General features: G+C 72.7%; 18 protein-coding genes and 1 pseudogene. 6 read left to right on the top strand and 13 right to left on the bottom strand.

All coding sequences use genetic code 11. The features are described 5' to 3' along the window. Positions 1-104: 104 nt before the first annotated feature. From ACY34M_RS28735 to ACY34M_RS28725, 3 genes are all read right to left on the bottom strand, one after another. On the bottom strand, positions 105-1,499 hold the full coding sequence (locus ACY34M_RS28735) for an MBL fold metallo-hydrolase RNA specificity domain-containing protein (RefSeq protein ID WP_462721218.1): 1,395 nt from the start codon (positions 1,497-1,499) through the stop codon (positions 105-107). Beyond that, entirely contained in the window at positions 1,496-2,377 is an 882-nt protein-coding gene (locus ACY34M_RS28730) for a universal stress protein (RefSeq protein ID WP_462721217.1), read from the bottom strand. Before ACY34M_RS28730 ends, ACY34M_RS28735 begins: the two co-directional genes overlap by 4 nt. Before the next feature lie 183 nt (positions 2,378-2,560). Further along, positions 2,561-3,430 (bottom strand): SDR family NAD(P)-dependent oxidoreductase, encoded by an 870-nt coding sequence (locus tag ACY34M_RS28725; protein WP_462721216.1) that lies wholly within the window; start codon positions 3,428-3,430, stop codon positions 2,561-2,563. A gap of 59 nt (positions 3,431-3,489) precedes the next feature. Here ACY34M_RS28725 and ACY34M_RS28720 point away from each other — a divergent pair, with 59 nt between their 5' ends. The 4 genes from ACY34M_RS28720 (at position 3,490) to ACY34M_RS28705 (ending at position 7,043) form a co-directional block, all read left to right on the top strand. Next, positions 3,490-4,149, top strand: coding sequence for a TetR family transcriptional regulator (locus tag ACY34M_RS28720; protein ID WP_462721215.1), 660 nt, complete (start codon positions 3,490-3,492; stop codon positions 4,147-4,149). A gap of 73 nt (positions 4,150-4,222) precedes the next feature. Beyond that, entirely contained in the window at positions 4,223-5,428 is a 1,206-nt protein-coding gene (locus tag ACY34M_RS28715) for a serine hydrolase domain-containing protein (protein ID WP_462721214.1), read from the top strand. A gap of 30 nt (positions 5,429-5,458) precedes the next feature. Beyond that, positions 5,459-6,166 carry a TetR/AcrR family transcriptional regulator gene (locus ACY34M_RS28710; RefSeq protein ID WP_462721213.1) on the top strand — a complete coding sequence of 236 codons (708 nt, stop codon included), beginning with the start codon at positions 5,459-5,461 and terminating at the stop codon, positions 6,164-6,166. A 115-nt stretch (positions 6,167-6,281) separates the two neighbouring features. Then, positions 6,282-7,043, top strand: a complete 762-nt coding sequence (locus ACY34M_RS28705; RefSeq protein ID WP_462721212.1) for a hypothetical protein — start codon at positions 6,282-6,284, stop codon at positions 7,041-7,043. On the opposite strand, the pseudogene ACY34M_RS28700 reads toward ACY34M_RS28705, so the two are convergent. Both ACY34M_RS28700 and ACY34M_RS28695 read right to left on the bottom strand, forming a co-directional pair. Further along, a pseudogene (locus ACY34M_RS28700) lies at positions 7,040-7,150 on the bottom strand (IS481 family transposase); the annotation flags it as partial. The gene ACY34M_RS28705 and the pseudogene ACY34M_RS28700 sit on opposite strands and share 4 nt — an antisense overlap. 45 nt (positions 7,151-7,195) lie before the next feature. Next, positions 7,196-8,056, bottom strand: coding sequence for an SDR family oxidoreductase (locus tag ACY34M_RS28695; protein ID WP_462721211.1), 861 nt, complete (start codon positions 8,054-8,056; stop codon positions 7,196-7,198). Between the two features lie 89 nt (positions 8,057-8,145). On the opposite strand from ACY34M_RS28695, the gene ACY34M_RS28690 reads away from it, so the two are divergent. Further along, the gene (locus tag ACY34M_RS28690; RefSeq protein ID WP_462721210.1) at positions 8,146-8,874 is read left to right on the top strand and encodes a TetR/AcrR family transcriptional regulator; all 729 of its coding nucleotides are present in this window, start codon (positions 8,146-8,148) and stop codon (positions 8,872-8,874) included. 160 nt (positions 8,875-9,034) lie between these two features. Here the strand turns inward: ACY34M_RS28690 and ACY34M_RS28685 are convergent, their stop codons facing one another. The 3 genes from ACY34M_RS28685 to ACY34M_RS28675 form a co-directional block, all read right to left on the bottom strand. Further along, on the bottom strand, positions 9,035-10,690 hold the full coding sequence (locus ACY34M_RS28685; RefSeq protein ID WP_462721209.1) for a tetratricopeptide repeat protein: 1,656 nt from the start codon (positions 10,688-10,690) through the stop codon (positions 9,035-9,037). A gap of 369 nt (positions 10,691-11,059) precedes the next feature. Beyond that, positions 11,060-11,326, bottom strand: a complete 267-nt coding sequence (locus ACY34M_RS28680) for a hypothetical protein (protein ID WP_462721208.1) — start codon at positions 11,324-11,326, stop codon at positions 11,060-11,062. 53 nt (positions 11,327-11,379) lie between these two features. Continuing rightward, positions 11,380-12,504: a PP2C family protein-serine/threonine phosphatase gene (locus tag ACY34M_RS28675; RefSeq protein WP_462721207.1), complete on the bottom strand. Its 1,125-nt coding sequence runs from the start codon at positions 12,502-12,504 to the stop codon at positions 11,380-11,382. 138 nt (positions 12,505-12,642) lie between these two features. Here ACY34M_RS28675 and ACY34M_RS28670 point away from each other — a divergent pair, with 138 nt between their 5' ends. Next, positions 12,643-13,863 carry a hypothetical protein gene (locus ACY34M_RS28670; RefSeq protein WP_462721206.1) on the top strand — a complete coding sequence of 407 codons (1,221 nt, stop codon included), beginning with the start codon at positions 12,643-12,645 and terminating at the stop codon, positions 13,861-13,863. A 2-nt stretch (positions 13,864-13,865) separates the two neighbouring features. Here ACY34M_RS28670 and ACY34M_RS28665 read toward each other — a convergent pair whose 3' ends face one another. From ACY34M_RS28665 to ACY34M_RS28645, 5 genes are read right to left on the bottom strand one after another with little or no spacing between them, the layout of a single operon-like run. Next, the gene (locus ACY34M_RS28665) at positions 13,866-14,024 is read right to left on the bottom strand and encodes a hypothetical protein (protein ID WP_462721205.1); all 159 of its coding nucleotides are present in this window, start codon (positions 14,022-14,024) and stop codon (positions 13,866-13,868) included. Next, positions 14,021-15,523: a glycosyltransferase family 2 protein gene (locus ACY34M_RS28660; RefSeq protein ID WP_462721204.1), complete on the bottom strand. Its 1,503-nt coding sequence runs from the start codon at positions 15,521-15,523 to the stop codon at positions 14,021-14,023. Before ACY34M_RS28660 ends, ACY34M_RS28665 begins: the two co-directional genes overlap by 4 nt. Beyond that, positions 15,511-16,251, bottom strand: a complete 741-nt coding sequence (locus ACY34M_RS28655; RefSeq protein ID WP_462721203.1) for a PHP domain-containing protein — start codon at positions 16,249-16,251, stop codon at positions 15,511-15,513. The genes ACY34M_RS28660 and ACY34M_RS28655 overlap by 13 nt, the downstream gene beginning before the upstream one ends. Further along, a complete protein-coding gene (locus ACY34M_RS28650) occupies positions 16,248-17,309 on the bottom strand; it encodes an ATP-grasp domain-containing protein (protein ID WP_462721202.1) in 1,062 nt (353 codons plus the stop codon). The genes ACY34M_RS28655 and ACY34M_RS28650 overlap by 4 nt, the downstream gene beginning before the upstream one ends. After that, complete coding sequence (locus tag ACY34M_RS28645) at positions 17,302-18,387, bottom strand: PIG-L deacetylase family protein (RefSeq protein WP_462721201.1); 1,086 nt, start codon at positions 18,385-18,387, stop codon at positions 17,302-17,304. The genes ACY34M_RS28650 and ACY34M_RS28645 overlap by 8 nt, the downstream gene beginning before the upstream one ends. Between the last annotated feature and the right edge of the window lie 55 nt (positions 18,388-18,442).

Genomic DNA, 18,442 nt, shown 5'->3' with positions numbered 1-18,442 from the left:
GGAGGTGTCCAACCGCGACACCGCCGGTGGCGCACCGGTTCGAACAACTCCTACTTTCGGGTGGCGCGTTGACTCCTCGACGGGTGCCGCCGCGGCGGCACCCGTCAGCGGACCAGGACGTGCTCGCCGGACCTGGGGACGACCGCGTGCCAGCCGAGTTCGGACCGGACGCGGTCGCGCAGCGCCTCGGCGGAGGCCTGTTCGCCGTGCACGAGGTACGTGGTGCTGGGGGCGGGGGCGCCGCGCAGCCAGTCGACGATCTGCCCGGCGTCCGCGTGGGCGGAGAAGAACGGCACGTGCTCGATCCGCGCGCGTACCTTGACGTACTCGCCGAACATCTTCAGCACTTCCGCGCCTTCGACGAGATCGCGGGCGCGCGTGCCCTGCGCGGCGAAGCCGACGAGGACGACCGTGTTGCGGGGGTCGGGCAGCAGGCGTCTGAGGTGGTGCAGGACGCGGCCGCCGGTGGCCATGCCGGAGGAGGAGACGATGACGGCGGGGCCGGTCACGTCGTTGATGGCGATGGAGTCGGCCACGGTGCGGGCGGCCGTGAAGCCGGTCGTGTCGAGGGCCGACCCGCCTGCGCCGGGCAGGAGTTGGGGGTCGTCGCGGGCGACGGCCCGCTGGTAGACGTCGAGGGCCTTGAGGGCCATGGGGCTGTCGACGAACACGGGCACCCCGGCGGGCAGGACGCCCGTGCGGCGCAGTTCGGCGAGTTCGCTGAGGACGACTTCGGTGCGGTCGATGGCGAAGGCGGGGACGACGACGGTACCGCCGCGGCGGAAGGTCTCCGTGAGGGTCTGCGCCAGGCGGTCGCGTGCGTCGGCGGCGTCCTCGTGGTCCCGGTCGCCGTACGTGGACTCCATCAGCAGGACGTCCGCGCCGGTGAACGGGTCGGGCGGGCGCAGCAGCGGATGTCCCGGCCTGCCGAGGTCGCCGCTGGCGGCGAGGGTGTGGCCGCTCTCCAGGGTGAGGTGGACCCAGGCGGAGCCGAGGATGTGCCCCGCGTGGTGCAGGCGCACGCTGGTGCCGTCGGCGAGGGGCGTGTCCTCGTCGAGGGGGACGGGGCGCAGCAGGCGCAGGGTCCGTTCGACGTCGTTCTCGTCGTACAGGGGCAGGGCGGGGCGGTGCCGGGACCAGCCGCGGCGGTTGGCGTGCTCGGCCTGTTCGACCTGGAGGCGGGCGCTGTCGCGGAGCACGATCTCGGCGAGTCCGGCGGTGTCGGGGGTGCAGACGATCTTCCCGTTGAAGCCCTCCTTCACGAGCCTCGGCAGATAGCCGCAGTGGTCGAGGTGGGCGTGCGTGAGGACGACGGCGCGCGCCGACGCGGTGTCGGCGGGCAGCGGGCGCCAGTTGCGCCGGCGCAGTTCGCGTACGCCCTGGAAGAGACCGCAGTCGATCATGATGCGGCTGTGGTCGCTCTCGACGAGGTACTTGCTCCCGGTGACCGTGCCGACGCCGCCGAGGAAGGTGAGCAGCTCCGGCCGGGGACCGCTCACGCGTCCTCCCGCGCACCGCCGCGTACGACGAGGACGGGGCAGTCCGCGTGCTGCAGCATGGCCTGACTGACCGAGCCCAGGAGCATCCCGGTGAACCCGCCGCGGCCGCGCGCGCCCACCACGAGGAGCCGGGACTCCTTGGACGCCTCGATCACGGCCGGGCGGACCCGGCCCTCCAGCAGGCGCCGTTCCACTGCGACGCCGGGGTGCTCGGCGCGCCCGGCGGCGAGGGAGTCCTCGAGGGTCTGTTGGGCCTCCAGGCGCAGTTCCCTGATGTTGGACACGAGGGGGGTGAGGGCGCCGGGGCGCTCCGGTCCCTCGGCCGACCAGGTGTTCCAGACGTGTACGGCGAGGAGTCCGGTGCCGAGGCGGTCGGCCTCGTCGAAGGCCGCGTCGACCGCGGCCCGGGCGTCGCCCGAACCGTCGACGGCGACGGCCACGGGCCCCTCGGCATCGGCCCGCCCACGGACGACGAGGACGGGGCACTCCGCGTGGGCGGCCAGGTGGACGGCGACCGAGCCGATGAGGAGCCCGGTGAAGGCTCCCAGGCCGCGGCTGCCGACGACGACGAGGTCCGCCTGCTTCGAGCGTCCGGCCAGGAGGGTCAGCGGCTCGCCCGTGGCGACCTCGCCCTCCACGTCGGTGAGGTCCGGTTCCGCCGCGCGGGCGTGTTCGACGGCCGTCTCCACGAGCTTCTCGGCCTGTCCGCGCAGCGCGTCCGCGGCGGCCAGGAAACCGGCCGCGCGCATGATCGGCCAGATGAAGGCGTGCACGACACGCAGCCCGAGGCCGCGCTCGCGCGCCTCGCGGGCCGCGACGGCCACCGCTTCCAGACTCGAATCGGACCCGTCGGCCCCGACCAGCACATGGCCTGCCATGCGTGCGCTCCCTTGTCGCCTGTCACCGTTCGCGGCCGCCTGCGCGGCCCGGTTCCAGCGTGACCCGGTCCGCAGGGCACCGCACGGCGAAGCGCCTTCGCCGGGTACGGCACGGGCCCGGCGCACGGCACCGCGATCAGGCCGTCGAGCCCGGTCGTCGAGCCCGGTCCGCCGTCGCCCGTGTCAGGCGTCGACGGGCAGCGCCACGGGGTAGTCCTCGGCGAAATCGGCCGACCGGGCCACGGAGCGCCACTTCTCGTCCTCGGCGAGCAGGCGTCGGTCGAGGTCGATCGAGCCCTCGGCCGCGTTGACCCCGAGCGGCAGGTGGTCGGGGATGTCCCGGCGCCCGGCGACCTGGACGAGGATCTCGGCGGCGCGCCGCGGGTCGCCGGCGGGCACCCCGGCGCAGCGCAGCTTCGCCATCCGGCCGACCGTCTCCTCGTACCCCTCCGGGACGTCGTGGACGGCCATCGATGCGCCCGCCCAGTCGGTACGGAATCCGCTGGGCTCGACGACGAGGACCTTGATGCCGAAGGGGGCGGTCTCGGCCCGCAGCACCCGGCTGAACCCGTCGAGGGCGAACTTCGCGGCCTGGTAGGAGGCGATGCCGGCCGAGCCGCCCACGCGGCCGCCCATTGACGAGATCTGCACGACGAGCCCGCCGCCCTGGCCGCGCAGCAGCGGAACGGCCGCCTTCGAGACGTTGTAGGCGCCCCAGAAGTTGGTCTCGAACTGTGCGCGGAAGTCGTCGTCCTCGCCGGTCTCGATGGGGGCGACGTTGGCGTACCCGGCGTTGTTGACGATCACGTCGACGCGGCCGAAGCGGCGCGCGGCGGAGGCCAGCGCCTCTTTCGCGGCCGACGGGTCGGTGACGTCGAGCGCGACGGGCAGGACGCGGTCGCCGTACCGGTCGACGAGATCGGTGAGCTGCTCGGGGCGGCGCGCGGTGGCGGCGACATTGTGTCCGGCTTCGAGGGCCGCGACGGCGAGGGCGCGGCCGAGGCCGCGCGAGGATCCGGTGATGAACCACGTCTGTGTCATGGTCTGTGTCATGAGAGTTAGTACAACACCGTTCTCTTAATTGCACAACCCCGTTGCGCTAAGGTGCCGCCATGAGCACTCCCGAGTTCCAGCGCGCCCGCAGCAGCGCGGCGAAACAGGCACGCGAGGCGGCGATTCTCGATGCCGCCCGGAGACTGGGTGCCGAGGGCGGCATCCGGCGCGTCACCCTGACCGACATCGCCGGGGCGGTCGGGATGCACAAGTCCGCGCTGCTGCGCTACTTCGAGACGCGCGAGCAGATCTTCCTGCGCCTCACCGCCGAGGGCTGGCGTGAGTGGTCGGCGGCCCTGCGCACGGAACTCGACCGGCTCACAACGCACCCGGACCCGGCCGAGATCGCGGGCGTCTTCGCCCGCACGCTCGCCGCACGCGGCCCCTTCTGCGACCTGCTCGCCCAGGCACCCCTGAACCTGGAGCGCAATGTCTCGATCGAGTCCGTACGCGCCTTCAAAATCGGCACCCACGCCCAGGTCGATGCCATCGTCGCGGCCGTGCGCCGCCTCCTGCCGGAGCTCACCGAACTCGACGGCGTGGACCTGATCGCCACCGCCACCTCGCTCGCGGGAGCGATGTGGCAGATGGCCTCGCCGGGCCCGGAACTGGCCGAGCTCTACCGCAGCGACCCGCGACTGAGCCACGCGGTCGTCGAGCTCGAACCCCGGCTCACCCGAATCCTCGGCAGCTTCCTCCGCGGCCTCACCGTCCACTAGCCCATTGCCCCCGGCGAACCACTGGTGTCACCATCGGTTCATAAATCGCTTGGGAGCCCTCGGGAGCACACGCATGGCACGCACGGCGCGTTGGATGGCAGGCGGAGGAGCGGTCGCGGCCGCCGGGGCCGGGATGGCCTGGCTGTGGCGGCACCAGGAGGAGGTCGCGTTCCGGCGGCCCGTGAACGAGTGGACGTTCACGCACATGTCGACGGTGCTGCCGGTGGCGAGCGTGCCCGCCGCCGCGCGGGTGCGCCCGCTGCCCCACGGGGAACTGCCGCCCGGATTCACGTACGAGTTCCGCGGTGCGCGCCGCACCCTGGAGCAGCTGCACGCGCGGACGCACACCACGGGCTTCGCCGTGCTGCACCGCGGGCGGCTCGTGCACGAGAGCCATCCGGGCCGGTTCGGCGGGCCCGCTCGCCGCTTCCAGCTCTTCTCGCTCAGCAAGTCGGTGACGTCGGTGCTGCTCGGTATCGCGCTGGCGGAGGGCACGGTGGGCTCGGTCGACGACAAGGTGGTGACGTACTGCCCCGAGCTGGCCGGATCGGCCTACGACGGGCCGACGCTCGCGGATCTGCTCGACATGACGAGCGGGGCCGGCGGGGTCGAGGACTACGAGGACCCGCAGGCCCCCGTGAACCGTCTGATGCGGGCCGTGACCGGGCGGGGTTCGGTGCTCGACGTGGTCCGTTCCGTCGACCCCGGTGCGGCACCCGGCACGTTCTTCAACTACTCGACCCTCGACACGCAGGTCCTCGGCTGGGTCCTGGAGGCCGCCGCCGGCATGCCGCTGGCGCGGTACGCCGCCGAGCGGCTGTGGAGCAGGATCGGCGCGGAGACGGACGCGTACTACGGGCTCTCGCGCAGCCGTCCGCGCACCGCCGTCGGCGGCGGTTCGTTCAACGCGACGGTGCGGGACATGGCCCGGGTGGGACTGCTCATGGCGCGCGGCGGGGCCGTCGCCGGTGAGCAGGTCGTCCCCGAGGAGTGGGTCGAGCGCGGACGCGGGAGCGACAAGGAGTTCCTGCGGCCGGGAGCGCTCGGCGAGCTCTACCCCGCGCACTACGGCTACGCGAACCAGTGGTGGAGCCTCGGCGGCGAGCACCGCGCCTTCACCGGCCTCGGCATCTACGGGCAGTTCCTGTGGGTCGACCCGGTGGCGGACGTCGTCGTGGTGAAGACGAGCGCCTGGCCCACGGCCGAGGACACGGGCCGGGACGCCGAGACCGTGGCGGCGCTCTCGGCCCTGGTCACCCACCTGGCGACGGCGGGGTGACGTGGCGGGCCGGTGCATAGGATTGGCGCCATGACAGACCACGGCGGCAGCACCCCGGCACCGGCCGCCCGAGCCGCCCGGCGCGGCCGGCCACCGTCCACGGCCCTCAACCGCGGCCGGATCCTGGACGCCGCCCGCGCCCTCGTCGAACGCGAGGGTCCGGACGCCCTCACGCTGCGCCGCCTCGGGGCCGAACTCGGCTCCAACCACACCGCCGTGCTGCGCCACTTCTCCGGCAAGGAGGACATCCTCCTCGGCCTCGCCGAGCAGCTGATCGAGGAGGCCGTCACGGGGTACGAACCGGCCGACTCCTGGCGCGAGACCCTGGCCGGACTGGCCCGCCGGGTGCGCGGCGCCTGCCTCACCCACCCGCGGGTCGCCGCCCTCGTGGCCGGCCGGGTCTCCCGCCGCGACGCCGAGTTCCGGGGCGCGAACCTCGTCGTCGGCGCGCTGCGGCAGGCCGGTTTCGGCGACCGTGACGCCGCCCGCTACTACCGCGCGCTCACCGCCACCGCCCTGTCCATGGGCGCCCAGGAGGCCGCCATGGCCGCTCTGGACAGCACCGCCCGCGAGGGCGACCGGCTGGCCTGGCGGCGCGAGTACCTGGCCGTGTCGCCGACCGCCTATCCGGACCTCGCGGCGGTCGCCCCGCACCTGGCCGAGGCGGACGAGGACGACCAGTTCGAGACGGTCCTCGGGCTGCTCCTCGACGCGGTGGAGCTGCGGATACCGCGGTAGGTACGCGCCTGATGGGGCAATGCGGCCCCGCGGCCGCCCGACATCCACGACGATGGGGCGCGGGATCGTCGTGGCGCCCGGGGAAATCGTGGCGCCGGGGGAAGGAGACCGGGCTGTGTTCGGGTTGCTGTCCAAACTCGCGGAGTTGCTCGCCCAGTTCGGCACGGGCCTCGTCACCCTGCGGCGCACCGCGCAGGACACCGACGTGGCGGCCGCGCTGCTGCGCTGCGCGGTGGCAGTGCAGGATCTGTGCGTACGCGGTGACCGGCTGCTGGTCCTCGCAGAAGAGTTGCTGGACGGCCCCCAAAGGCCCGCCGCGGCGCAGGAGTTCGCCGGCCTCGTGAACGCGCAGGCGGAAGCGGTCGACGCGGTGCGTGACACCCTCGTCGAGTGTCAGGAACTGATGGCCACCGTCGACGCGGGTGTCTACGTGGAACTCGCGCCGTTCCTCGACGCGAAGTCCGGACTGCTGACGCGGTGGCAGCACCAGGCCACGATGAGCGCGCTGTCGACGACGACCCTGTTCTTCCTGCCGCGGGCGGCGCTGGACGAGGCCCTGGCCGTCGGCAGGGCTCACGCGACCCCGGACGGGCTGCCCGGCGACCGCACGGACTATCTGCTGGCGATCGGCGAAGGCATGCGCGCCGCACGCGCCCGTGAGGTGCGCGACATCAGCCGCGCCGCGGCGACGCGCTACGCCCCCGCCGTCAGGGTCGAGTTGACCGGGGCCAAGGACGAACTGACGCGCGCCGGCGCCCTGTGCCAGCAGCTCGTGGACTCCGTCCAGGAGGCGGTGGGGCCGGAGGCGATGGCGCGGCTGCGGCGCCGGCTGGTGCCGAAGCAGGGTGCCGCTAGGACCGGCCGGACCTCGGCCTAGCTGTATTGACCCGCAGGGTTGTTGACGCGGCTGATGGGTGGTTGGCCGTCGAGTGCGGTGTGGCATCAGTGGTAGTCGTAGGTGTGGAGGAAGTCCGTCGGGGCTTCGTGGGCGGCGAGGTGGGCCGGGGCCGGTTGCGAGCTCCACTGGACCTATGCGGCCCAGGCACGCTCCAGCTGGGTGCGCAAGGTGGCGGGCTCTCGCCCGATCAACTCGGCCAGGGTCGAGTCGACAGCGGTGAATTCGCCGTTGCGCGCCGCGGCGAAGATGCTCAGCATCAGGTCGGCGACCGGGGCCGGGGTGCCGTGCGCCAGAACCTGCTCCCGGAAGGTGTCGTCGGGGACGACGGTGCGGGTGAAGGGCCGTCCAGTGGCCCGGGAGACGATCTCGGCGACGGTGTCGAAGTCGAGCGCCGCCGGGCCGGTGAGCGGCGGGGTGGGCCCCTCGAAGCGGCCCTCCTCGGCGAGGATCACCGCGGTGGCCTCGGCGAGGTCGTCGTGGCCGGTCCAGGCGACGGGGCCGTCGGCGGGGAGGGTGATGTCGCCGGTGTGGCGGGCGGACTGAAGGAACAGCAGGGCGCTGGAGGCGTAGAAGCCGTTGCGCAGCGCGGTCCAGGGCAGGCCGGTGGCGCGTAGCAGGTCCTCGGTCGCCGCGTGGTCGCGGCATGCCGGGAAGCGGGAGTCGTGGGCGGCGCCCGTCTGGCTGGTGTAGAGGATGCGGCCGACGCCGACCTGCACGGCGGCGTCGATTGCGGCGCGGTGGCCGCTGACGCACTCCTCGCCCGTGCGGTCGAGGGAGACGAGGAGCAGTTGCTCGGCCCCCTCGAAGGAGTGCACGAGTGAGGCGGGGTCGTCGAAGTTGCCCTTCCGGACCCGGACGCCGCGGTCGGCGAGGTCCCTCGCCTTGCGGGGGTCGCGAACGCTGACGCCGATGCGGTCGGCGCCGACGCGCTCCAGGAGGCGCTCGACGGTGCGGCGGCCGAGCTTTCCGGTGGCTCCGGTCACGATGATCATTGGGGTTCTCCCGACGGTGTTTCCAGTGGAATCATTTCGACGGTAACACTGGAATATCGGCGGAATCAAACTCTCGATATCATCGATACATGACTGCACGTGATACCACCGACAGCCCTCGTCACCGCATCGTCCAGGCGGCCGTCGAGCTGCTGGAGAAGGGCGGCCCGGACGCAGTGAGCACCCGCGCGGTCGCCGCCGCGGCCGGAATGCAGCCTCCGGCGATCTACCGACTCTTCGGCGACAAGGACGGGCTCCTCGAGGCCGTCGCCGAGCACGGCTACGCGCAGTTCCTGGAGAGCAAGCGCGCGCAGCTCGACCCCGACCCGCAGGACGCGGTGGCGGACCTGCGCCGCGGCTGGGACACGGTGGTCGAGTTCGGAGTCTCCCGGCCCGAGTTGTTCGCGGTGATGAACCGGGCCACCGGCCGGGGCTCAGATACGGCGCACCGCGCGGGCCTGGAGATCCTCCACGGCCGGGTGCGCCGCCTGGCGGCCGGAGGATGGCTGCGGGTCGACGAGGAGCTGGCCGCCCAGATCATCCATGCCACCGGCCAGGGCGCGGTCACCGCCTGGCACTCCACCCCCGCGGAACGCCGCAATCCGGCACTGCTGACCGCCCTGCGCGAGGCCATGGTCACCACCATCACCCGCGCCGAACCAACACTCCCTGACGAGGGGACCGGTCCCGCCGCGGCGGCCCGCGCGCTGCGCGCCGCCCTGCCCGACGACGCCGACGTCCTGAGCGACGCCGAGCAGCACCTGCTGCGCGAGTGGCTCACCCGCTTGGCGGAGGCCAGTGGCGCGCCGGATGCCTGATCGCTCGCCAGACGCCCTGGTACAGGTTGAACCTCCCGAGGAGAGATCGTGCGATGAAGCAACGTCCACGCGATGAGACAGGGGCGATCACACGGCTCCGGCTGGCTTCCCCTTCTCTATGACGCGCCGCCAACCTTGATCACGTCTCCGCCGCCCACCGTTAACAACGCTCGTGGTCCATACACCTAGCCGGCTTGTTCACCTGCTCGTACAGCTCGGGGTCCCGGGGGAAACCCGCCCTGGCGAAGGCCAGGCTGCCCGCGCCGGTGGCGAGGATCCGGATCGCGTCGAGGCCGAGCGCCCCGGCGAGCCGCTCGGTGTTGAACTGCAGCCGCTGGAACAACCCGCTCCCCCGCGCGTCCGCCGCGATGCGGACCTCGTCCATGGTGATGTCCTTCGTCCGGAAGTCGAACCGGAGCTGCAGCACGCCCCGGTTCTCCCCGCCGTCCCGCAGCACCACGTCGACGCTGCCCGCGCCCTCCGGGTAGAGCGCGACCTCCGCCTGCGCCCCGGTCAGCCGGTCCAGGAGCAGGTCGGTGAACGTCGCCGGGGTGATCGGCACCAGCGCCTTCCAGATCTCGACGAACTCCTCGTCCAGCCGACCGACGAGCAGTCTCGGCTCCAACGCCTGGAACTCCGCGACCGTGAGGGCGGCGACGGACCGCCTGGCCGCTTCCCTGTCGTGGGCGTGCGGCGCCGCGGCAGCCGGTTCCAGGGCCAATACGGACGCGCAGCGCACCAGGTGGTCCCAGACCGGGTCCTTGGGAAAGGGCGGCAGGCTCCAGTCGTCCGCGCAGGCCTCCCAGCCCCGCTGCCACCACGCGACGGCCTTCAGCGACCTCAGACCGAACCGGAGCGCGCCCGCGATCTCGCAGCGCACCAGCAGCCCCCTCGCCGAGACGGTGTCGAGATTGGCGCCCGAATCGGCGGCGGACGTCGCGAAACGCTCGGCGGCGACGACGGTCTCGGCATGGCTGATCAGCGGCGGCGCGTCCGAGATCACCACGGGGACCGGCGACTGGAGGACCGTCACCGGGTCCTCGGGGGCGAACACCACGTCGTCGGCGAGGACGATCAGCGGTCGGACGCCGTCGCCGTCGATCATCACGAACTCGAGCGCCGCGTCGCCCATCGGGGTGCGGCTCCGCGTGACGCGTTTGACCTCGCGGACCGGCAGGCCGAGCGTCTCGCCGATCGCCGGTATCTCCACGCTCACCCGCCCGCCCTCTACGACGGGACGCAGGCCCAGTACCTCGGTGAAAGCGGTCGCGATCTCACGGGCCTTCGCGGTGTCGTCCCGCTCGCGGCCGAGGGGCAGGGACTCGAGGGACGCGAGGTTGTCCCGCACGGTCGCCGTCAGGGCGTGGTCCTCCCCGAGCACGCGCAGGCAGTCGGCGTAGGCGTGCTCGAAGGTCGCGGCGGCACGCTCGACCTGACCGGACATCAGGTACGCGGTGGCGAGGTCGTTGCGCACGGAGAGAGTGTCGGGATCGTCGGACCCGGTGACACGTCGACGCTCCGACAAGGCCAACTCGTACAGGGGAACGGCCAGTTCGGGCCGCTTTTCCGCGAGCCACCCGGCGAACCAGATGGAGGCGAGGTTGGCGAGCGTGGAGACGGTGACGCGATCGTCCGGGCCCACGACCCGCACCACACCGGCCAGCAGCCGCTCCTGCAGCCCGAAGGCCTCCACGTACCTCCGTTCCCGGTAGTGCGCGTGGGCCAACTCGCCGCAGGCGGCGAGCGTACGCGGATGATCCTCGCCCAGTGTGCGGACGCTGTCGTCGTACTGAAGCCTCAGACCGTCGATCCCCATGGCGCCGATGATTCCACCGCGCACTCCAGCACCGTGAGCGAATGCGGCGGGAACGTGTCGGCACGCGCCCGACCGCAGTTCCGGCGCGACAACTGGAGCGACCTGTGCGGAACTTGGCGTTTCTCCTACGATGAAGAGGACCGTGGGATCGCGCGGCGCTGGTTCGCGGCGTCCGGGTCCGGCCGCCCGGAACCGTTCGACCGCACGATCGTGGTGCCGTATCCGCCGGAGTCGAAGCTCAGCGAGGGTACGAGCGGTCCTTCGACGTGGTGGCACCCGCTGGAGGGGAGCGGGTGCTGCTGCACTTCGGCGCCGGGTAGGGGCCCGTCCGCCCCTCACCCGCAGCGCTCCGTCTTCAGCGCTCCGTCTTCAGCACTTCGCCTTCAGCACGTCGTAGAAGTCGTCGGCGAACTCGTCCCTCGTCTCCTCCGACGCGTACGTGGGGATGCTGATGGGGCGCTGCGGGTCGTGCGCGCGGTAGGCAGCGCAGTACTCGCGACGGTCGGCCTTGCTGCTCTCGTACCAGGCCCCCTCCCCCGCCGACCTGGTCGGGCGCAACTCCTGGCTGTCCTGCGCGCATCCGGCGAGCAGGGCGCCGGCCAGGAGTGCCGTGGCGGCTATGGCGGTGCGTCTCATACGTCCCCTCCCAAGGATCCGCCTCCTATTATCACGCAGCCCCCACCACTCCCTCACGGCAGCGTGGTGCTCAGCAGGGCGCTGGGGGTCGCCGCCTCGACGGCCACCACCGCCACGTCGTCGCTGCGCGGCCGGCCGCCCCAGGCCCGCGCCGCGGCGGTGAGATGGTCGACGACCTGTGCGGCGTTCGCGTGCGGTGGCGGCGACCAGTGCCTGGCGGGGTCGAAGAAGGTTCCTTCGGGGGCGCGGGTCTCGGTGATGCCGTCGGTCACGCAGACGAGCACGGGCGGCGCCGAGTCGATGGCGTGGGCCCTGCCGCGCTCGGACGACAGGTGGAACATGCCCAACGGCAGCTCCGCGTCCGGCAGTTCCACTTCCCGTACGAGGCCGTCGGCGACGGCGTACGGGGCGGGGTGGCCGCAGTTGAGCACGGTGACCTGGCCGTCGGCGCCGAACTGGAGCAGCAGCGCGGTGGCGAAGCCCTCCTTCTCCGACGCGTCGCGGCCCGCGCCCGACGCCGCGGTGCGGGCGACGGACCGGTCCAGCTCGGCCGCCAGCGCGGCAAGGTCCGGTGCACTGCCGGCCCGTTCGTGGAAGGCGCCCACGACGACGGCGACCGCTCGCACGGCGGAGACGCCCTTGCCGCGTACGTCGCCGATCATGACGCGCAGCCCGTACCGGGTGTGCACCAGCGCGTAGAAGTCCCCGCCCACCGCGGCCTCCGTGTCGGCCGGTTCGTAGCGGCTGGCCAGTGTGAACCCGCCGACGCTGCGCGGCAGTTCGGGCAGGATGGCCTGCTGGAGACGGCCCACGACGGAGCGGGCGGAGTCGACGTGTTCGCGTTCGCCCTGCAGCACGCGGGCCACGAGGAACGCCAGCACCAGGGCGGTGACGGCGGTGGTCACCCGCATGAGCTCGTAGTCCGGGGCGTTGTGCCGGACGGTGACCACGGTCACCGAGACGGCCAGCCACACGAGACCGATCGCGAGCGTGGTGCGCAGGTTCGACACCGCGGCGGCGGTCAGGGCGGCCATCAGGGCCAGCGGCGTCCCGGTGCACCAGACCGGCGCCCACAGCTCCACTGCGGTGGCCGCCACCAGCATCAGCAGCGGCGCCAGGGCCGTCGTGGGCTGCAGGCGGCGCTCGAGAGCCGCGAGCCTCGGCAGCACTTGGTTCACGTCAGCTCCGATGGACGGGCGGAAGGGAGGGAATCCCGGACGTATCCATCGTGAGCTTTCATTGAGAGTTAAACCATGGGCCGAAAGTCCCCCACCCCAGAACATCCCCAAAGGGCGGATATGGGATTGTATGGATCAATGCCTCGCACCCCGATGAACCGCCGCTCCTTCTCCGCGCTGCTGCTGGGCTGCGCCGCCGCGGCGGCCTCGGTCCCGCTCCTCGGCTGCGCCCGGTCCGACGGCGCGACGGGCGGCACGACGCGGGACGCCGTCCGGCGTGGTTACGCGTTCCTGGACCGCCGGGTCGACGCCGCGGACGGCAGCCCGCACGGGCTGCCGCGCAGCTACACCGGTGGGTACATGGCGCGCCATCACGCCACCACGGCCTTCACGTACGACGTCGCCCTCGTGGTCATCGCCTATTGCGCGCGCGGCACGGACGCCGACCTCAAGCGGGCCGGGGCGCTCGCCCGCACGCTGCGGGCGCTCCAGGACGACGACGGCCGACTGGGGCAGTCCTACGCGTCGGGGCGGGTGCCATCGGGGCAGAAGAGGCCCGAGGTCGCGGCCGGTGACACCTTCACCGGCACCCTCGCCTGGGCGGGTCTCGCGCTGCTGCACGCCTACAGGGCGACGGGGACGGCCGATTTCCGGGACGGCGCGGTGGCCGCCGCCGAGTGGATCCAGCGCCACGCGTACCGGTCGACGGGGGTGCCCGGCTACAGCGGGGGTGTCACCGCGCGGGGCAGCGCCGTGCGGTGGAAGTCCAGCGAGCACAACGCAGACGTCGCGGGCTTCTTCCGCGGTCTCGCGGAGGCCGGGGAGTCCGGGTGGGCCGGGCGGGCGGACACCGCCGCCGCCTTCCTCGACGCCATGTGGGACGCCGACCGGGGCGCGTTCTGGACCGGGACGGGCACCGACGGCCGTACGGTCAACCGCACACCGGTGCCCGAGGACCCGCAGACCTGGTCGTACCTGGCCACACGCGACTCCCGGCACGCCGCTTCCGTCGACTGGGCGCTGAAGCAGCTGGCGGCCGAGGACGGGGACTTCGTAGGGGTGTCGGTCAGTGACGCCGACACATCAAAGGTGTGGTTCGAGGGCACGGCCCACATGGTGTGCGCGCTGCGGGCCCGGAACGACGAAGGCGACGCCCAGCACGCGGACCGCTTCCTCGACTCCCTACGGGCCGCACAGTCCGACGCGCCGAACGCGGACGGGTACGGCCTGGTGGCGGCCTCGTCCGACGGGCTTGACACCGGGGACGGCGACAAGATCTACGCCAGCCTGCACACGGGCACGACGGCGTGGTTCGTCCTGGCGGGCACCAGGACCAATCCGTTCGTGCTGCCCAGCTGACCTCACAGCAGCCACAGCCACCGTGCCACCAGCACCGCCGCGACGAGCAGCAGCACCACCAGCTCCAGCCAGAACAGGCGGTGGTCGCTGCGGCGGTCCTCACGGGTCAGCTCGCGGGCCCGCTGCGCGAGGGCTTCCGGGCCGTGGTCCTCGCTCGTCATCGGCGTGCCGCCACCTTTCCGGTCTTCTCGGTCTTGTCCCATGTCAGCTGTTTGTTGCGGAGTTCCTGGACGAACGAGGCCACCAGGCAGGCGGCCAGCAGCGAGCCGTACCCGGCGAGATGCAGCAGCGGTGGTGCGAGCCACCGCAGTCGGGTGCCGGTCAGGAGTTTGGCGATCCACGCGATCGGCATCGAGAGCGCGAGCCACGCGTAGACGGCGATCATCACGGGGTGGATCGAGCCGTCGTGCGGGAGCAGTCCGGAGCGCTCCAGTAGCGGTGTGAAGACGCCGGGCAGCGCGGTGATCACGAGGATCGCCGCGGCGATGGCACCGGGGTAGATCAGGGCCTCGAACCAGCTGCGGCGGAAGGTCTTGGGGTCGATGACGGCCGACATGAACGTGATGAGGAGGTAGCAGATCAGGTTCGTCACCCAGAGCCAGTGGAACAGGGGCCAGGCGCGGTCGGGGTCGGTGAGGTAGAGGAAGAGCAGCGACGCGGAGCACAGCACGAGCAGGACGGGCGTGATCAGGAGGGAGAACCAGATCAGGCCGAAGAGGAAGGAGCCGAGCCGGTGGTGGTGGTCGCCGCGCGCGGTGCGGCCGCGGAACCAGACGTCCTTGTAGCGGCGGGTGACCTGGACGTTTCCGCGGGCCCAGCGCAGTCGCTGCTTCCACAGTCCCGCGAGCGAGGCCGGTTCCTCGGCGAGCACGGTGGCGAAGCCGTCGAAGACGACGCGGCGTCCGGCGAGTTGGGTCTCGAAGGTGGTGACGGTGTCCTCGGCGAGCGTGCTGGTGTCGATGCGGCCGCCGATGTCCTCCAGGTTGGCCCTGCTGTGCAGTTGGGCGCCGCCGGCCAGGCAGGCGACGACGCCGAGCACGTTCTGGGCGCGACGCGCTGCGGCCTGTGCGGTGATGTACTCGTAGGCGATGTAGCGGGTGAGGTAGTTGCCCTGCTTTCCGCTGCCTTCCTTGATGTACGCGGTCACGGCGCCGACGTCGGGCTTGGCGAGGTGCCGGGTCATGCGCCACAGCGCGTCCTCGTCGAAGACGACGTCGGCGTCCATGATGAGGACGGCCTCGGCCCAGTCGTCGCGCAGCACATGGTCGAGGCCGTGGTTGAGGGTGTGGGCCTTGCCCTGGCCGCCGTTCTCGCGGCGCAGGTGGAGCACCCGGCCCGGGTGGCGCTCGGCCAACTCCCCCATCACCTCGGGTGTCTCGTCCGTGCTGGCGTCGTCGATGACGACGACGCGCAGCCGGTCGGCCGGGTAGCGCATCGCGAGCAGGCCCTCGACGGAGGCGGTGAGGACGGGGGCCTCGTTCCAGGCGGGGATGAGGACGGCGGTGCGCGGCAGGTGCAGGGTGTCCTGGTCCTCGTACAGGTGCCGGAAGCGCTGGAAGCCGATGAGCAGGAACTGGACGACGGCGGTGACCAGGGGGACCGCGCCGAGGAAGACGATCACCTCGGCGACGGAGTGCAGGATCTCCATCACGTCGCGCACCGCGCTTCCGTCTCGGTCAGGGCCCGGGCGACCCAGGGGAAGACTCCGACGGCCTCCGCGTGGTGCGCGTCGCTGCCCGCGGCGAGGTGGACTCCGACGCGGGCCAGGAGGGCGGCCGTACGTGGGGCGGGGCAGCGCCACTTCTCGTTGAGTTCGACCGCGACGTCGTGCTCCCGGCAGGCGCGGGCGAGCGGCGCGAGGAGGTGCGCGTCGAGCGCGCTCTCGTCGAGTCCGGCCTTGGGCAGCACGCTGAACAGGTGGGCGAGGTGCGCGGTGCGGCCTGCCGGGACGCGGCCGACGGCGCGTGCGGTGGCCGTCAGGAGGTGGTCGAGCGCCTCGGCCGGGGTGAGCGTTCCGGCCTCGATCCGCTCGCGGACCGCGCCGGGGTGGGCGGGCCCGTCGGGCAGCGGGAAGCGGTGGTCGGCGATGGCGATGTGGTCGATTCCGGTGAGGTCGTCGGGGAGGTCGATCCGGCCCCCGGTGTCCATGATCTTCGCCTCGACCCCGCAGACGAGGCGCACCCGTGTGCCGCCCCGCGCGACGCGGACGGCGGCCACGTACCCCGGCAGATAGTCGGTGTCGGCGCGCACGTGGTCGGTGACGACGAGGGTGTGCAGTCCGGCCGCTTCGGCGGCGGCGACGACCCGGTCGAGCGGGTCGTGGCCGTCGGAGAAGTCGGTGTGGGTGTGCAGGTCCGAGCCGAGCAGCGGATGCGCGGTGCCGCTCATGCCCCGCCTCCCGCGCCGCCCGCCTCCCGTACGTCGCCCATGTCGCCCAGCTCGCGGGGGTGCAGAACGACGTCCTGCCAGTGCCGTACGACGGCCGTCTCGCGGTGGTCGATGTGCTCCGGCAGCGCGGCGCCCAGCAGGCCCGCGACCGCCCAGGCGGGCATGTCCACGCCCGCGGCGACGGTCAGCGACAGGCCGCCGGGCGGGCGGGGGTTGACCTCCAGGAGCGCGGGCCTGCCCTCGCGGTCCTCGCGCACCTGGACGTTGAGGACGCCGCGCAGGCCGAGGGTGCGCACGGTGTCCTCGGCGAGCGCGGACAGTCCGGGGTCGTGCAGGACCCGGCCCGCGACGACGATCCCGGAGTCCGTCTTGTCGCGGGCGCGCGGCACCGCGGCGACCACGCGTCCTTCGGCGTCGGTGAGCACGTCGACGGAGTACTCGGTGCCCGGCAGCATCTCCTGCAGCAGGTACGTGCCGTCGTGCGGAAGGCGTCCGAGGTCGTCGGGGTGCACGACGACGGTGACGCCGCGGGAGCCGGATCCGGTGCGCGGTTTGGCGATGGCGGGGAAACCGCCCGGGAAGTCGGCGCCGGGCACCTCCGTGGGGCCGATGAGGCGGCTGACCGGCTGGCGCACCCGGCCTTCGCACGCCTCGGCGAGGCGCCACTTGTCGAGGCAGGTCTCCAGGCCTTCGGCGGACGGGACGAGGACGCGCACCCCGGCGTCCTCGAAGGTCTTGGCGGCGCGGGCCAGGGCCACCAGTTCGGAGTCCACGGTCGGCACCAGGACGTCGACGGCGTAGCGCCGGCACAGGGTGAGCACGGCGTCGGCGAAGTGCGGGGCGTGTCCGGGCGGCAGCAGCAGGCGGTAGGCGCGCGGCACGAGGTACAGGCCCGCGCCGTTGGGGTCGATGTCGGCGGCGTACCGCTCGGCGGATCCTTCGAGGGCACGCAGGAAGCACACGCCGGACGGTCCGCCCGCGCCCGTGACCAGCACGCGGGGCGGCCGGCCGAGAGCGGCGGAAAGGTCGGGGGCCGGCGTGGTGTGCGGCTCAGACATGGTCCGCGGGGAAGAAGCCGAGCGGAGTGGCATCGCGGATGACCTCCAGAGGTTCTGCGAAACGGGCCTGCGAGAAGCGGCCCCAGTAACGGGCGGTGGAGCGCAGCAGGTCCTCTTCGAGGTACCAGCGGCTCGCGGCCTGCGAGTGGTGTTCGTTGATCGCGGCGAGCTTCGCGTCGAGGTCGCGCTCGCGCAGGCCGACGAAGCGGTTGGGCCGGTAGGCGACGGTGGCGGACGGCGACTGGTAGCAGGCCACGCGCGGCACGCGGCGGCAGGCCACGAGGGTGGCCCGGTGCACGGCCCGGTGGTCCTGGTGGGTGTCGCTGTCGGAGTGCACGAGGACGACGTCGGGCCGGGTGTCGGCCACGGTGCGCTCGATGGTCCTGACGGTGTGGCTGTCGTCGGCGATCGAGCCGTCGGGCAGGTCCTCCATGACGAGGCGGGCGCCCATGGCACGGGCGGCGCGGTGGGCCTCGGCGCGGCGCTCCTCGGGGTCGCCGCCGCCGGCGCCGCGGGACAGCGTCAGGATGGTGACGTCCCAGCCCTCGTCGGCCCTCAGGTGGATGGTGCCGCCGACGCCGATCTCCACGTCGTCGGGGTGGGCGCCGACGACCAGCATGTGCACCCGGCTCGACGGTTCGGGCCGCTCGTGCAGGGCGCGGGTCACGGCCGCCACCAGGCCGTCGGGGTCGCGCCGCTCCACCATGTCGCTGGCCCGGCCGCGCAGCACGGCCAGGGCGCGGCGGGTGCTCGGTGTCTCCTCGGTGACCACGACCGGCACGCCCGGGTGCCGCTCGTGCCACTGTCCGAGGTGCCCGGTCAGCGAGGTGTCGTCGCCGGTGAGTCCGGTGTCCCAGACGGCGACGTCCCAGTCCTGTACCGGCGGGGGCGGGCTCTGCCCGACATCGAAGAACTCCTCCGCGGATCCCACGGTGTGGACGTAGGCCGCTCCCCGGGCGCGCAGTACGTCGGCGGTGGCCGATGCCGCCTCCGCGTCCCGGTCGGCCAGCAGTACGCGGGCCCCCGACAGCACGGATTCGCCACCTTCGGCGGGAGAGCCCACATCGCGGTTCCCCATAAGGGAATTATTCGAAATGTCGGACATAAAGCCCACCCTAACAGCGCTTCGACGC

The organism is Streptomyces sp. EDA2-14, from assembly GCF_054963755.1.
This window is presented reverse-complemented; position numbering and strand designations above follow the sequence as displayed.